The sequence below is a fragment of the Iodidimonas sp. SYSU 1G8 genome, assembly GCF_039655775.1.
In the GTDB taxonomy this organism is placed as follows: Bacteria; Pseudomonadota; Alphaproteobacteria; order SMXS01; family SMXS01; genus RI-34.
Window position 1 is genome coordinate 729,623 of the sequence record NZ_JBBYXJ010000002.1, and the last position, 14,272, is coordinate 743,894.

Consider the following 14,272-nt stretch of genomic DNA (forward strand, 5'->3'; position numbering starts at 1 on the left):
GCAGCCTGCTATCCGGCCGTCAGGAGCGCGCCGCGATCGTCCGGGGTCCAGTCCAGCGTGCCGAAGGCGCCGCAACCGCCGCACAATTCCGACCATACGCTCTGGCGATGCCCGCACTGGCCGCAGTGCCATGTGGGATCGCGCGGCGCGCTCTCGGCCTTTGCCGCGGCGATGCGGGCGCTGCCCTCATTGCCCTGCGCCTGCTCCAGGGCTTCCAGCGCGCGGTACACGCGTCGCTGGGGCGCCAGGGCCGCGGCGGCCGCCAGATGGTCCCGAGCCGGGCCGGGAAGATCGGCGATCATCGCCTGCCGCGACAGCGCCAGATGCCCGTCGACGCTCTCGCGCTCGTCCACCAGGGTCTGCACGTATTTGTAGAGGGCCGCAGGCTGCGACGGTTCGGCCAGCGTCAGCCACGCGGCGGCAAGATCGGGGTGAGGCGCCGCGCGCCAGCCCTCGCGGATCACGGCCCGGGCACGGCGGATGGCGGATTTTGCCTTGTAGCCCTCGGCGGTCAGCAGCCTTGCCGGCACCAGCGCCGGATCGAGCTTGCTGGCTTCGCGCGACAGTTTCAGAGCGGCCTCGGGATGGCCCTCCGCCCTGGCCTTTCGGGCCTCGGCGAGGCGGATCACCGCCCGGCGTCGGCGGAACACCACCTCCGTGATCCGTCCGGACTTCAGGGACGCCAGCAGCGCCGTGTCCGCCGCCGTCCAGTCGCCGAGCGCCACCGCGTTGTCGAACAGTCCTGCCTGTGCCCAATCCGCCCTGGGGTTCTGTTCGATGGCGCGCTTGGCGGTGGCCAGCATGGCCGGCCTATCGCCTTCGGTGGTATCCACGGCGAACAGGCCGTGCAGCGCGAGCGCCCTGGTGCGCCGGTCGCCTTCCAGCGCGCGGAAACGCTGCCGCGCCGTCGCCACGTCGCCCTGCGCCAGCGCGGCCTGCCCGGCCAGCACGTCCGACAGGGCGGTTTCGCCCACCAGACTCTCGAACTTCTTGGCATGACGCTCGGCGCGCTTGCCGTCGCCCTCCATCAGAGCCGACAGGCCCCACGCCAGTTCGTTGTAGCCGCGCCGGTGGCGGGCCAGTTTCCGTTCTTCCCAGATGCCCTGCGTCGCCCACCGCCAGACCAGCATCAGCACGGCCGACAGCACCATCAGCCCGGCGCCGACCATGGCCAGTGCCGCGACCGAGGTGTCCAGCCGGTGGTTGTCGAACTCGATGGCGACGCTGCCCGGGCGATCCGCGACCCAGGCAATGCCCGCGCTGAGCACGACGACGACGGCAAGGGCGAAGAGAAGTCTGATCACGCGGGTTCCGCCTTCTGGTCAGGGGCGTAACCCGCGCCACGCAGTGCGACACCCACGTCATCCAGGGTCGCTGGATCATCGATCGTCGCGGGCATGGCCCAGGGCGCGCCGTCGGCGATCTTCTGCATGGTGCCGCGCAGGATCTTGCCCGACCGCGTCTTGGGCAGGCGCGGCACGACGGCGGCCGTCTTGAACGCCGCCACCGGTCCGATCTGGTCCCGGACCAGGGCTACCAGTTCCCGGATGATCTCCGCATGGTGCCGGTTCGTGCCAGCCTTCAGCACCACGAGGCCCAGCGGCACCTGTCCCTTCAGCGGATCGGCGACGCCGAAGACGGCGCATTCGGCTACGTCCCCATGACCGCCCAGCACCTCTTCGATGGCGCCGGTCGATAGACGGTGTCCGGCCACGTTGATGACGTCATCCGTGCGGCTCATCACGAACAGGTAGCCGTCCTCGTCGATGAAGCCGGCATCGCCGGTCTTGTAGAAACCGGGGAAGTCGGTCAGGTATTTCTCGCGGAACGCCTCGTCATGGCCCCACAGGGTGGGAAAGCAGCCGGGTGGCAGCGGCAGCTTGATCACGATGGCGCCGGTTTCACCGGCCGCGACCGGACGCGCCGCCTCGTCCACCACCTGGACATCGAATCCCGGCGCGGGTTTGCCCGGCGAGCCGTGCTTGACCGGATAGAACCCGAGCCCGCGATGATTGGCGTTGATCGGCCAGCCGGTTTCGGTCTGCCACCAATGGTCGATGACCGGCACACCCAATGTCCGCTCCGCCCACCGGATCGTATCGGGGTCGCCGCGCTCGCCCGCGACAAACAGGGCAGCGAACCGGCTCAGGTCGAAATTCCCGGCCAGTTGGCCGTCCGGGTCCTGCTGCTTGATCGCGCGCAGGGCGGTCGGCGCGGTGAACATCACCTTGACCTGGTGGCGCTCGATCAGGCGCCAGTAGGTCGCCGCGTCTGGCGTGCCGACCGGCTTGCCCTCGAACAGGATACTGGTATTGCCGTTCAGCAAAGGCCCGTAGCAGATGTAGGAATGGCCGACCACCCAGCCCACGTCGCTGGCCGCCCAGAAGACCTCGCCGGGCTCGACGCCGTAGATGTTGCGCATGGACCAGGCCAGCGCCACCAGGTGTCCGCCATTGTCGCGCACGATTCCCTTGGGCTCGCCCGTGGTGCCGGACGTGTACAGGATGTACAGCGGATCGGTCGCGTCCACGGTGACGCACCCGGCGGGCGCCGCGGCGGCTTCCCACTCGGCCCAGTCGACGTCGCGGCCTTCGATCAGCGCGGCAGGGGCCTGTTCGCGCTGCAGGATGACGCAGGCGCCGACCTTGGCCGCGCTCAACGCGATGGCTTTGTCCAACAGCGGCTTGTACGGCACGACCCGGCCCGGCTCGATGCCGCAGGAGGCCGACAGGATCACCTTGGGCGTGGCATCGTCGATGCGCGTCGCCAGTTCATGCGCGGCGAACCCGCCGAACACCACCGAATGCACCGCGCCGATGCGGGCGCAGGCCAGCATGGCGATGATCGCCTCGGGCACCATTGGCATGTAGATGATGACCCGGTCGCCCTTGCCCACCCCGAGCGCCGCCAGACCGCCAGCCGCCTTGGCGACGCGCGCCAGCAGCTCGCGGTAGGTGAAATGACGGATCGTGCCGGTGATCGGGCTGTCATAGATCAGCGCGTCCTGCTCGCCGCGTCCGGCCTCCACGTGACGGTCGAGGCAATTGTAGCAGGTGTTGACCCGGGCGCCCGCGAACCAGCGATAAAAGGGCGCGCGGCTGTCGTCCAGTACGCGGTCCCAGGGCTTTTCCCAGTGAACATGCCGCGCCGCGTCGGCCCAGAAGGCATCAGGGTCGCGGCTTGCGCTGGCATAGGCTGTGTCATACTGGCTCATCGATCGGCTCCCCCCGCATCGGTCGCGGCCGTGTCGAGCACCGCGCTTTCGAGAACGCCGACCGCGCCGATCACGGATTGCCTTGTCTGCGCCTTGTGCAGCCAGTCGGCGGCGGCGAGGGCCGCCGTCGGCGGCAGCGCCTGCAACTCGCGAACTGCCGTGTCCACTTCGCCCCGAGCAAGCGCCGCTTCGGCCCGGGCCACGAGGGCGGGCGTGTCCTGCCCCTTGACCTCGCCGGTCGGGCGCACGGTGAAGATGCCTTCGATGCGGGCCATGGTCTTGTCCCACCAGGAGGCATTCGCCGGCATGGATTCCGCTTCGATGATCGCGGGAATATCCGCCGCGAAGGAGTCGCGCAATGCGGCCGTCGATGCCACGCCGGTGGTCTTGTGGGCATCCAGCGTCAGGAGCCCGGTCCGGCCTTCCTCGGGCAGCGCGGCAGCGTCGATCAAACGTTCCGTCCCGTCCAGCGCGCCGGCGTAGGGAACGCCCTGCTCCACGGCCTGACGCAGCCGCGACAGGGCCAGAACCGTCAGGGGCTGCAGCATCTTCTTGCCGGCGTTGTCCTCCAGCGTGGCGAGCCGTGCCTGCTGCTGGGTCACTTGCTGGAATAGCTGATTGATCTGGCTGCCCAGCGCGGCGACCTGGCCGGCCGAGACGTGGCCTTCTTGGGTCTCCTGACGCTCGATCTCGTCCTCCAGTGCGGCAAGCCGTTCCTGCACGGCGCCCAGCATGTCGCCCGCCGCCATGTAGGGCGACACGGCCGGTGTTTCGGCGGCAGTGGCCGGTTCGGTCGCCTCCGCTTCCGGTGCGGGTGCGGGCGCCGGGACAAGGGCAGGCGGCGGTGAGGCGAGGGTGCTGTCCACCGTTGTCGGGGCCACGGGCCCGTCCTCCTCGCCGCTCATCCACGCGGGAAGCGCGGCGATGATCCGGGGGGCGAGCGCGACGCCGGCGATGAAAACCCCGAACAGCAGGAACAGCAGCAACAGCGGCATGGTCATCCGGCGTTTGCGATGCGTTGCCTTGGGCGGGGTGGCGGCGGCTGGTGGTGTGTCTGTCATGCGATCAGTTCAATCAGGGCGTCCTGCGTCGGCTCGGCGGCGACGCGTCTGTGCCGATGTGGCAAGGTTCCGAGGGCATCGGCCACTGGCCGGCTCAGGCAGAGCATGTCTACCTTGGTGAGCATAGGCTCCACCCCCGCATCTCGCGCCAGTTTAGCAAAGGTTCGGGCCGTGCGCGGGGAAAACAGCGCCACCGCGTCGATGTGGCCGGCGCGAAGAGCGCCCAAGGTCGCCTCGGACAAAGCCGTCGCGGCCTCGGAATCATAGAGCACGGCCCGGCGAACGTTAAATCCGGCGGCGGTGAGCGTACCGGCCAGGTCGCCGGCCACCGCGCTTCCCGCCACATGCACCAGCGGCCCTTTCGCGGGATCGCCGAGGCGCCGGACCAGTGCCGCGAGCGCATGAACGTCCCCCGAGGCACTCGATACGGACTGGAAGCCGGCGTCGCGCGCGGCGCGCGCGCTGGCGTCTCCCACGCACCATGCGGCCAGACTTCGGTCCGGCGTCGCGCGGGCGGCGGCCCGGACGCCGTTGGCGCTGGTGAACAACACGGCCTGGACGTTGTCCAGCGACAGGGGCACGTCGCGAAACCGGATGCGCAGCAACGGCTCCAGCGTGACGTCGTGGCCCCGTGCCTGCAACAGCTGCGCCAGCGGCGCCGCGTCGTCCTCAGGCCGGGTGACGAGGATGCGCATCATGCCTCACGTGCGGAAAAAATCGGGCCCGCCGCGCCGCCGCAGTTCCTCGCCCGCATCCCAGCCCATGGCCGCCGCGTCGCTCACCGGCCCTTCGCGCTCGGTGGTGTGATGCAGGCGGCCGTCCGGCGTGAGGATTTCGCCGCGCAGCCTGATCCTGCCGTCGCGCAAGGTCGCCAGTCCGGCGATGGGCGTGCGGCACGAGCCGTCCAGCGCGGCCAGCAGCGCGCGTTCGGCATTGACGCAATGCCGCGTTCCGGCATGGTCCAGCGGCAGCAGCAACCGGCTCATTTCCGCGTCGCCGAGCCGTGCCTCGATGCCGAGGGCGCCCTGGGCGATGGCGGGGAGCATGGTGTCGCTGTCGATGATGGCCGTCGCCACGTCGGTCATGCCGAGCCGGTTCAGGCCGGCCAGCGCGAGCAGGGTGGCGTCGGCGACGCCTTCATGCAGCTTGCGCAATCGGGTCTGGACGTTGCCGCGAAAGGTCTCGACCCGCAGATCTGGACGCTGGCGCAGGACCTGTGCCTGACGGCGCAGCGAGGCCGTGCCCACCAGTGCGCCGGGCGCCAGGGCCGCGAGACTGGGCGCCTTGTCACTGATGAACGTGTCCCGCACGTCTTCGCGCTCCAGCATGCAGATGATGCCGAGCCCGTCGGGCAGCACGGTTGGCATGTCTTTCATGCTGTGCACGGCGATGTCGAGTGACCCATCCAGCAGGCCGTTCTCGATCTCCTCGGTGAACAGACCCTTGCCGCCCAGTTCGGACAGGGCGCGATTCTGGATGCGGTCGCCCTTGGTCGACATCGGCACGATCTCGATGTCGGACTCGGCGTAGCACGTATGCGCGGCAAGCAGCCGCTGTTTGACTTCATGGGCCTGCGCCAGCGCCAGCGGGCTGCTGCGGGTGCCGATGCGTACCGGGCGTTGTCGGGTTGTCTCGCTCATGTTTGAGGCTATAACAGGCCCCGGCCCGAACTTGAAGCCTAAGGGAACAGCGTGCGCGTCCTCGGCATCGAAACCAGTTGCGACGAAACCGCCGCCGCCGTCGTGGACAGCGAGCGGGGCATCCTATCCAATATCGTCCTCAGCCAGCTCGACGAGCACCGTCCCTATGGCGGCGTGGTGCCGGAAATCGCCGCGCGCGCCCATATCGATCATCTCGATGGTTTGATCCGCGAAGCGATGGAGACGGCGGGCGTGTCCTATGCCGATCTGGACGGCGTGGCGGTCACCTCCGGGCCGGGGCTGATCGGCGGCGTCATGGTCGGGCTGATGACGGCGAAGGCCGTGGCCAGCGCGCATGGCCTGAAGTTTGTCGCGATCAATCATCTGGAAGCGCACGCACTTGCCGTGCGCATGACCGACAAGGTCGCGTTTCCCTACCTGCTGCTGCTGGTCTCCGGCGGCCATTGCCAGCTGCTGGTGGTCGAGGGCGTCGGCCGGTTCCGCCGTCTCGGCACCACAATCGACGATGCCGTCGGCGAGGCCTTCGACAAGACGGCCAAGCTGCTGGGCCTCGGTTATCCCGGCGGTCCCGCGGTGGAAGCCGCCGCGCAGGCTGGCGATCCGGCACGGTTTCACCTGCCGCGGCCGCTGATCGGCCGGGATGATTGCCATTTCTCCTTCTCGGGCCTGAAGACGGCGATCCGCCGCGAAACCGAACGCCTCGGCGTTCCCACCGATCAGGACAAGGCGGATCTGTGCGCCGGTTTCCAGGCCGCGGCGGGCGACGTGCTTGCTGACCGGACACGGCGCGCCATGGTCATCTTCAACGAGATGACCGGCGGGGCGAACCGGACCTTCGTGATCTCGGGCGGCGTCGCGGCCAACAAATACCTGCGTGCGCGCCTGGGCGTGCTGTGCGAACAGCAGGATTTCGCGATGGTGTGCCCGCCCATTTCCCTCTGCACGGACAATGGCGCGATGATCGCCTGGGCCGGGCTGGAACGCCTGGCCCTGGGCATGACCGACACGCTGGAGGCGCCGGCCCGTGCCCGCTGGCCGCTCGATCCGGATGCGCCCGCCGCCATGGGCGCGGGCGTCAAAGCCTAAGGGTCAGCGCCGGGTCAGGCCACTGATCAGCAACTGGATGACACCTTCCACCTGCGGCTCCAGATCCGTCAGGGTGCACTGGGTGTGAAGCTGGGGATAACGAAACTTCAGGGTGGCGTCCTGGATGAACGAGGCGGCGGCATCCGGATCCTCGATGGCGAATTCCCCGGTCGTCGCGCCCGCTTTCAAAATATCAGCCAGCAGGCCGCGTGACCGCTCGAGATATTCCTGGGCCAGCATCGGCCCCTTGCCGTGCGGATCGCGGACCTGCTCCTGCAGGGTCGGATAGGTCTGGAGCTGCTCGAAGGTGAAGTGCATCTCGCGTAGCACGAACTCGCGGAACTGGCCCGCCACCGTCAGGTGCGGCAGGGCGAACACCGACTTCAGCGCGGCCAGGGTCTCGTCCATGGCCTCGCGCATGATGACTTCGGCGATATCGGCCTTGTTCCTGAAGTAGCGGTACAGGTTGCCCGGAGACATGCTGCAATCCGCCGCGATTTCCGCCACGTTGGTCTTGCCGTAGCCATACTGGCTGAAACGGGCGGCCGCTGCGTCCAGGATGCGGCGGCGGACATCGGCGATGGATTTGAGGGTGCTTGCCATGGCCGGACATTACGGAGCGAAATCGTTACGCGCAATCGAGGATTTGGAACGCCGGTTATGTCTTGGGCGCGGGGTTGCGGCCCGTCCGCCGAGCGGGCATAAACAGGTCTCCTGAGGAGCGGCATCTTTGCACCACATCGGTATTATCGGCGGAGGCGCGTGGGGAACGGCGCTGGCGGCCAGCGCGGTTCGCGCGGGACGCAAGGTCACCCTGTGGGCGCTGGAGGACGAAGTCGTCTCGGCGGTCAACATCCGGCATGAGAACACGCTTTATCTGCCCGGCATTCCGCTCGACCCGGCGCTGCGCGCCACGGGCGACATGGCCGAGGCCGCGGCGGCCGATGCCATTCTGCTGGTGGCGCCCGCGCAGCATATGCGTGCCGTGGCCGGCCAGCTGGTCGATGCGGGGGCCGACGCGCCGCTGGTCATCTGTTCCAAGGGCGTCGAGCAGAAGACGCTCGCGCTGATGAGCGATGTCCTGTCAGACGTGGCGCCGGGCGCGGACATCGCGGTGCTCTCCGGCCCCACCTTCGCGGCGGAGCTGGCCCGCAACTTGCCCACGGCGGTGACCCTGGCGGCACGGGACGAGGCGCTCGGCGGCCGCCTGATCGAGGCGCTGGGTCATAACCGCTTCCGTCCCTACCTGTCCCATGACGTGGTCGGCGCCCAGATCGGCGGCGCGGTGAAGAACGTGCTGGCCATCGCGGCGGGCATCGTCGCCGGCGCCCGGCTGGGCGACAACGCCGCCGCGGCGCTCATTACCCGCGGCCTCGCCGAAATCATGCGTCTTGGCCAGGCCCTCGGCGCCCAGCGCGAGACGCTGATGGGCCTGTCCGGGCTTGGCGATCTGGTGCTGACCTGCGGCAGCACCCAGTCGCGCAACATGTCGCTGGGCAAGGCGCTGGGCGAGGGACGCGCGCTGGCCGAAATCCTCGGCGAGCGGCGGTCCGTGGCCGAGGGCGTGTTCACCGCCAGTGGCGTCGCCGCACTTGCCGATCGCCACGAGATCGAAATGCCGATCTGCGGTGCCATGGATCGCGTGCTGAATCATGGCGCGGTCGTCACCGACGAGATCGACGCCCTGCTCAGCCGTCCGTTCAAGCTGGAAACTCTTTAGGAGCATGACATGCACTATGTGATCTGGGGCCTGGACAAGCCGGACTCTCCCGACGCCCGCGCCAATACCCGCCCGCGCCATCTGGAATACTGGCAGAAGACGCCGCTTAAGGTGCTGCTGGCCGGGCCGATGATCGACGAAAGCACGGGCAACATGAAGGGCAGCATGCTGCTGATCGACGCCGACGACATCGAGACCGTCCGCGAGCACGCCTTCAACGATCCTTACTGGACCGAAGGGGTTTTCGGCAGCATCGACGTGACCGCGATCCGCCTGCCGCTGGGCGTCCTGGCCGGAAAGCTCTGAGCATGGCGTTCTGGCTGGTGAAGTCCGAACCGGGCGCGTGGTCGTGGGACGATCAGGTGCGTGATGGCGTGACCTCCTGGACCGGCGTGCGCAACCATCAGGCCGCGCTCAACCTCAAAACCATGAAGGTGGGCGAGAAGGCCTTCTTCTATCATTCGGTCGATCAGAAAAAGATCGTCGGCGTGGTGGAGGTGGTCAAGGAAGCCTATCCGGATGCGACGGATCCATCCGGCCGGTTCGTCACGGTTGACCTGAAGGCGGTCGCACCGGTGCCGGAGCCGGTGTCGCTCGCCCAGATCAAGGCCGATCCGCGCCTTGCCGATCTGGCGCTGGTGCGCCAGTCGCGCCTATCCGTGGTGCCGGTCGGCGACGAGCACTGGCAGATCATCTGCGGCCTGGCGGGCATCGACCCGTGAAACGGCCCCGGCCGGAGAGTCTGGGCGAAATCCCGGGCGCTCCACCAGCGGGGACGGTGCTGTGCCGCGTCAGCGATCTGGCGGCGCAAGGCGCGCGCGCCCTGCAGTTCCGCGATGGCGAATTGCGTTACGACATCTTCATCCAGCGCTGGAGGGACGAGATTCATGCCTACCGGGATTCATGCCCGCACCTGAAGCTGCCGCTGGATTACCGGGGCGGTCAGTATCTGGATGCGTCGGGGCGCTACCTCCGGTGCGCCCATCATGGCGCGCTTTTCCGGGTCGAGGACGGCTACTGCGTCGAAGGCCCGTGCAAGGGCCGCTGGCTCACGCCGATCCGCCTGCGCGTCGATGGTGACAACATCCTCGCCGGCTGACCCCGCCGAATCATCCATATTGTGCGGGTACGCGCTCGCCCCCTATCATCCCGCTCCGGCAGACAGGGAGAGCGTGCGATGAGCGATGAACAGGTGTTTCCAGTTTCTGAAGCCTGGGCGGAACGGGCCTGGATCGACGCGGCCGGCTACGAGGAGATGTATCAGCGCTCCATCGACGACCCGGAGGCTTTCTGGGGCGAGCAGGGCAAGCGGCTCGACTGGATCCAGCCCTATTCGCGGGTCAAGAACACCTCGTTCGAGGGCGATGTCGGGATCAGATGGTTCGAGGACGGTACGCTGAACGTCAGCGCGAACTGCATCGACCGCCATCTGGAGACGCGCGGCGACCAGACGGCCCTGATCTACGAAGGCGATGATCCTTCCGTCTCGAAGCACATTTCCTACCGCTTGCTGCACGACAATGTATGCCGCTTCGCCAACGTGCTGAAGGCGCGCGGCGTCCGCAAGGGTGACCGGGTCACCATCTACATGCCGATGATCCCGGAAGCGGTCTACGCCATGCTGGCCTGTGCCCGCATCGGGGCCGTGCATTCGGTCGTGTTCGGCGGGTTCTCGCCGGACAGTCTGGCCGGCCGTATCGTCGACTGCGAGTCGGCGGTGGTGATCACCGCCGATGAGGGCGTTCGCGGCGGACGGCGCGTTCCGCTCAAGGCCAACACGGATGAGGCGCTGAAGAAGTGTCCCGGCGTCAAGTCGGTGATCGTCGTGCGTCACACCGGCGGCGATGTGGCGTTCAACGAGGGCGTCGACGTCTGGTATGACGAGGCGGCGGCCCATGTGGCCGCCTACTGTGCGCCCGAGGAAATGAGCGCCGAAGACCCGCTGTTCATCCTTTACACCTCCGGCTCGACGGGCAAGCCGAAGGGCGTGCTGCACACCACCGGCGGCTATCTGCTGCACGCGGCGATGACTCACCAGTACGTGTTCGACTATCACGACGGCGACATCTACTGGTGCACCGCCGATGTGGGCTGGGTCACCGGTCACAGCTACATCGTCTACGGTCCGCTGGCCAATGGCGCGACGACGCTGGTGTTCGAGGGCATTCCCACCTGGCCGGACAGCTCGCGTTTCTGGCAGGTCATCGACAAGCACAAGGTCAACATCTTCTACACGGCGCCGACCGCCATCCGCGCCCTGATGCGCGAAGGCGAGGCGCCGGTGAAGAAGACGTCGCGGGCGTCGCTGCGCCTGCTCGGCAGCGTCGGCGAGCCGATCAACCCGGAAGCCTGGCTCTGGTACCACAACGTGGTGGGCGACGGCCGCTGCCCCATCGTCGACACCTGGTGGCAGACCGAGACCGGCGGCATTCTCATCACACCGCTGCCCGGCGCGACGCCGCTGAAGCCCGGTTCCGCCACGCGTCCCTTCTTCGGCGTGAAGCCCGAACTGGTCGATGCCGAAGGCAAGGTGCTGGAAGGCGCCGCCAGCGGCAATCTGGTACTGACCGAGTCCTGGCCGGGTCAGATGCGGACCGTCTATGGCGACCACCAGCGTTTCATCGACACCTATTTCAGCGCGTATCCCGGCAAGTATTTTACTGGCGACGGTTGCCGCCGCGACGAGGACGGCTATTACTGGATCACGGGCCGGGTGGACGATGTCATCAACGTCTCCGGCCACCGGCTCGGAACGGCCGAGGTGGAGTCCGCGCTGGTCGCCCATCCCAAGGTCGCCGAGGCCGCCGTCGTCGGCTATCCCCACGACATCAAGGGGCAGGGCATCTATGCTTATGTCACCTTGAATGCGGGCGAGACGCCGACGGAGGAGTTGCGCAAGGAACTCGTCGCCTGGGTCGGCAAGGAAATCGGCCGGATCGCCGCGCCGGACCTGCTGCAGTTCGCCCCCGGGCTGCCCAAGACCCGGTCCGGCAAGATCATGCGCCGCATCCTGCGCAAGATCGCGGAAGACGATCAGGGAAATTTAGGCGATATTTCCACCTTGGCGGAACCGGGGGTGGTGTCCGACCTTGTAGACAACAGACTCAACAGACATTAGCGCGTCGAGGGGACGATCCACATGGAGTTGCTGACCAATCCTGACGCATGGGCGTCGCTGCTTACGCTCACCCTGATGGAAATCGTCCTCGGTATCGACAACGTGATTTTCATCGCGTTGCTGGTCCAGCGGCTACCGCCCGAACAACAGGCCAAGGCGCGTGTGCTCGGCCTGGGCGCGGCTCTGGTGATGCGCGTGATCCTGCTGTTCGCCATCGTCTGGCTGATTCAGCTTACCGAGCCGCTGTTCACCGTCATGGACAACGAGATTTCATGGCGCGACATCATCCTGATCGCCGGCGGCGTCTTTCTCGTCGTCAAGGCGACCACGGAGATCCATCATTCCATCGAGGGCGTCGAGGAAGTGCGCAAGGTCGGGGTTCATGCCGCCTTCGGCATGACCATCCTGCAGATCATGTTGCTCGACATCGTGTTCTCGTTCGACTCGGTGCTGACCGCCATCGGCATGGCCGAGCATATCGAGATCATGATCGTCGCGGTCGTCATCGCCATCGGGGTGATGCTGTTCGCGGCCGGACCGATCTCGGATTTCATTCATAAACATCCGACCACCAAGATGCTTGCGCTCAGCTTCCTGCTCATGATCGGCATGGCGCTGATCGCCGATGGCTTTGGCTTCCATCTGCCACGCGGCTACATCTATGCGGCGATCGGCTTCTCCGTCCTGGTCGAGGTGCTGAACCTCGCCGTGCAGAAGCGGCGCGCGAACAAGAGCCACTAGCCCGCGGCCTGCCGCGCCAGGTTCAGGGACTTGTCACGGCGCTCTTGCCTCTCGGCAAGGGCGCCGGTTTCGTTCAGGCCATGAAGCCCCGCGCCACGCCGACGACCGTGATCGCCATCAGGGCCAGGGTCGCGCCCAGGGTGATCAGCATGCCGGCGCCTCGCTTCGCCGGGTCCCTCGTGTAGGTAACGGCGTAAAGCACACGCCCGATCAGCCATACCACGCCGATGGCTGCCGTCCAGACGTCTCCGACGACAGGCACCGCGAGCCAGAGAACCGGCAGGAACAGCACCAGCTGCTCCACCGTGTTGAGGTGAACGCGGTAGGCCCGTTCGAAAGTGGGATGGCCGCTGGTCGCCGGCGCGGCAACACCGGTCTTGCCGCGTAGCGCACCCACGCGGAAACTCAGCAAAATGGTGTAGAAGATGACGGCGATGGTCACCAGCGCCGTCAGTTTGGCCTCGATCATGGACATCCTCCCCTGGTCAGGAAGGGATCATATCGCGACGCGGCTTAGAAATCGCTGACGATGCCATTGCGCTCCCAGTCGCCGTACCGCGTCGGCTCGGGACCCTTGGGCCCACCATACTCTTTCGGCTTATCGTCCACCTTCGCCGGCTCGGCCGGCTTTACCGTCTCGTCGGGCTGCTTTTTTGTCTCATCGGTCATGCAAGGCTCCGCCTGATTGCCAGAACCAGATATGGCACCGGTCGGCCATGCGGCCAAGCCGCGATTTCCCCACGACCGAACGGGATTGAAGACGGAACCGGAGTTATTACATACCGGAGGCTCAATCACTCAGAGGCCCGAACGACAATGAACTGGTTTCGCACAACCTTGCTGATGGCGGCGCTGACCGCGCTGTTCATGGGTATCGGCGCCATGATCGGCGGCGGGGCCGGCGCACTGGTCGCGCTGCTGGTCGCGGCGGGCATGAACATGTTCGCCTACTGGAACTCCGACAAGATGCTGCTGCGCATGCACAACGCGCAGCCGGTGGATCAGCGCTCGGCGCCCGAGCTTTATGAAATGGTCGCGGACCTGGCGCACAATGCCGGCATTCCCATGCCGAAGGTCTACATTGTCGACGAAGACCAGCCCAATGCCTTTGCCACAGGCCGCGATCCCCAGCATGGCGCGGTGGCGGTGACTACCGGCCTTCTGCGCATGCTGAGCCATCAGGAACTGGCCGGTGTGGTGGCGCACGAGCTGGCGCACATCAAGAACCGCGACACGCTGATCATGACTATCACGGCGACGGTCGCGGGCGCGATCTCCATGCTGGCGAACTTCGCCTTCTTCTTCGGTGGCAACCGCGACAATCCCATGGGCATCGTCGGCTCCATCGCCATGATGATCCTGGCCCCGATCGCCGCCATGCTGGTGCAGATGGCGATCTCGCGCACCCGCGAATATGCGGCGGACCGCGCCGGCGCGGAAATCTGCGGCCGCCCCATGTGGCTGGCCTCGGCGCTGGGCAAGCTGGAGCAGGGCGCGCGCCGGATCGACAATCCGGCGGCCGAGCAGAACCCGGCGACGGCGCACATGTTCATCGTCAACCCGCTGCATGGCGGCCGCATGGATGGGCTGTTCACGACCCACCCCCGTACTGAGAACCGCATCGCCGCCCTGCGCCAGATGGCGGACGCGGGTGCCGGTCCGTGGGGCTGA

Annotated in this window: 16 protein-coding genes; 8 read left to right on the plus strand and 8 right to left on the minus strand. The window is 67.1% G+C overall.

All coding sequences use genetic code 11. The annotated features are described in order from the left end of the window. Window positions 1-8: 8 nt before the first annotated feature. From WJU17_RS14465 to hemC, 5 genes are read right to left on the minus strand one after another with little or no spacing between them, the layout of a single operon-like run. Window positions 9-1,304, minus strand: a complete 1,296-nt coding sequence (locus WJU17_RS14465) for a heme biosynthesis HemY N-terminal domain-containing protein (RefSeq protein WP_346328107.1) — start codon at window positions 1,302-1,304, stop codon at window positions 9-11. After that, entirely contained in the window at window positions 1,301-3,214 is a 1,914-nt protein-coding gene (locus WJU17_RS14470) for a propionyl-CoA synthetase (RefSeq protein WP_346328108.1), read from the minus strand. The genes WJU17_RS14465 and WJU17_RS14470 overlap by 4 nt, the downstream gene beginning before the upstream one ends. Further along, entirely contained in the window at window positions 3,211-4,275 is a 1,065-nt protein-coding gene (locus tag WJU17_RS14475; protein ID WP_346328109.1) for a mitofilin family membrane protein, read from the minus strand. The genes WJU17_RS14470 and WJU17_RS14475 overlap by 4 nt, the downstream gene beginning before the upstream one ends. Next, window positions 4,272-4,973, minus strand: coding sequence for a uroporphyrinogen-III synthase (locus WJU17_RS14480; protein ID WP_346328110.1), 702 nt, complete (start codon window positions 4,971-4,973; stop codon window positions 4,272-4,274). The genes WJU17_RS14475 and WJU17_RS14480 overlap by 4 nt, the downstream gene beginning before the upstream one ends. A gap of 3 nt (window positions 4,974-4,976) precedes the next feature. Next, entirely contained in the window at window positions 4,977-5,915 is a 939-nt protein-coding gene (gene hemC / locus WJU17_RS14485) for a hydroxymethylbilane synthase (RefSeq protein WP_346328111.1), read from the minus strand. Between the two features lie 51 nt (window positions 5,916-5,966). Between hemC and tsaD the strand changes: the two genes are divergently transcribed. Next, window positions 5,967-7,022: a tRNA (adenosine(37)-N6)-threonylcarbamoyltransferase complex transferase subunit TsaD gene (gene tsaD, locus WJU17_RS14490; protein ID WP_346328112.1), complete on the plus strand. Its 1,056-nt coding sequence runs from the start codon at window positions 5,967-5,969 to the stop codon at window positions 7,020-7,022. 3 nt (window positions 7,023-7,025) lie between these two features. On the opposite strand, the gene WJU17_RS14495 is transcribed toward tsaD, so the two are convergent. Continuing rightward, window positions 7,026-7,625 (minus strand): TetR/AcrR family transcriptional regulator, encoded by a 600-nt coding sequence (locus WJU17_RS14495; RefSeq protein ID WP_346328113.1) that lies wholly within the window; start codon window positions 7,623-7,625, stop codon window positions 7,026-7,028. A gap of 127 nt (window positions 7,626-7,752) precedes the next feature. On the opposite strand from WJU17_RS14495, the gene WJU17_RS14500 reads away from it, so the two are divergent. The 6 genes from WJU17_RS14500 (at window position 7,753) to WJU17_RS14525 (ending at window position 12,601) form a co-directional block, all read left to right on the plus strand. Further along, on the plus strand, window positions 7,753-8,742 hold the full coding sequence (locus WJU17_RS14500) for an NAD(P)H-dependent glycerol-3-phosphate dehydrogenase (RefSeq protein WP_346328114.1): 990 nt from the start codon (window positions 7,753-7,755) through the stop codon (window positions 8,740-8,742). A gap of 9 nt (window positions 8,743-8,751) precedes the next feature. Next, a complete protein-coding gene (locus tag WJU17_RS14505) occupies window positions 8,752-9,048 on the plus strand; it encodes a YciI family protein (RefSeq protein WP_346328115.1) in 297 nt (98 codons plus the stop codon). Window positions 9,049-9,050: 2 nt separating this feature from the next. Continuing rightward, the gene (locus tag WJU17_RS14510; RefSeq protein ID WP_346328116.1) at window positions 9,051-9,464 is read left to right on the plus strand and encodes an EVE domain-containing protein; all 414 of its coding nucleotides are present in this window, start codon (window positions 9,051-9,053) and stop codon (window positions 9,462-9,464) included. Beyond that, the gene (locus WJU17_RS14515) at window positions 9,461-9,841 is read left to right on the plus strand and encodes a Rieske (2Fe-2S) protein (protein ID WP_346328117.1); all 381 of its coding nucleotides are present in this window, start codon (window positions 9,461-9,463) and stop codon (window positions 9,839-9,841) included. The genes WJU17_RS14510 and WJU17_RS14515 overlap by 4 nt, the downstream gene beginning before the upstream one ends. Window positions 9,842-9,919: 78 nt before the next feature. Next, window positions 9,920-11,860, plus strand: coding sequence for an acetate--CoA ligase (gene acs / locus WJU17_RS14520; protein WP_346328118.1), 1,941 nt, complete (start codon window positions 9,920-9,922; stop codon window positions 11,858-11,860). Window positions 11,861-11,881: 21 nt separating this feature from the next. Further along, window positions 11,882-12,601: a TerC family protein gene (locus WJU17_RS14525; RefSeq protein WP_346328119.1), complete on the plus strand. Its 720-nt coding sequence runs from the start codon at window positions 11,882-11,884 to the stop codon at window positions 12,599-12,601. A gap of 73 nt (window positions 12,602-12,674) precedes the next feature. Here WJU17_RS14525 and WJU17_RS14530 read toward each other — a convergent pair whose 3' ends face one another. Together WJU17_RS14530 and WJU17_RS14535 are read right to left on the minus strand one after the other, a co-directional pair. Further along, window positions 12,675-13,070, minus strand: coding sequence for an MAPEG family protein (locus tag WJU17_RS14530; RefSeq protein WP_346328120.1), 396 nt, complete (start codon window positions 13,068-13,070; stop codon window positions 12,675-12,677). A gap of 44 nt (window positions 13,071-13,114) precedes the next feature. Then, window positions 13,115-13,270: a succinate dehydrogenase assembly factor 4 gene (locus WJU17_RS14535; protein WP_346328121.1), complete on the minus strand. Its 156-nt coding sequence runs from the start codon at window positions 13,268-13,270 to the stop codon at window positions 13,115-13,117. A 147-nt stretch (window positions 13,271-13,417) separates the two neighbouring features. On the opposite strand from WJU17_RS14535, the gene htpX reads away from it, so the two are divergent. After that, window positions 13,418-14,272 (plus strand): zinc metalloprotease HtpX, encoded by an 855-nt coding sequence (htpX, locus tag WJU17_RS14540; protein ID WP_346328122.1) that lies wholly within the window; start codon window positions 13,418-13,420, stop codon window positions 14,270-14,272.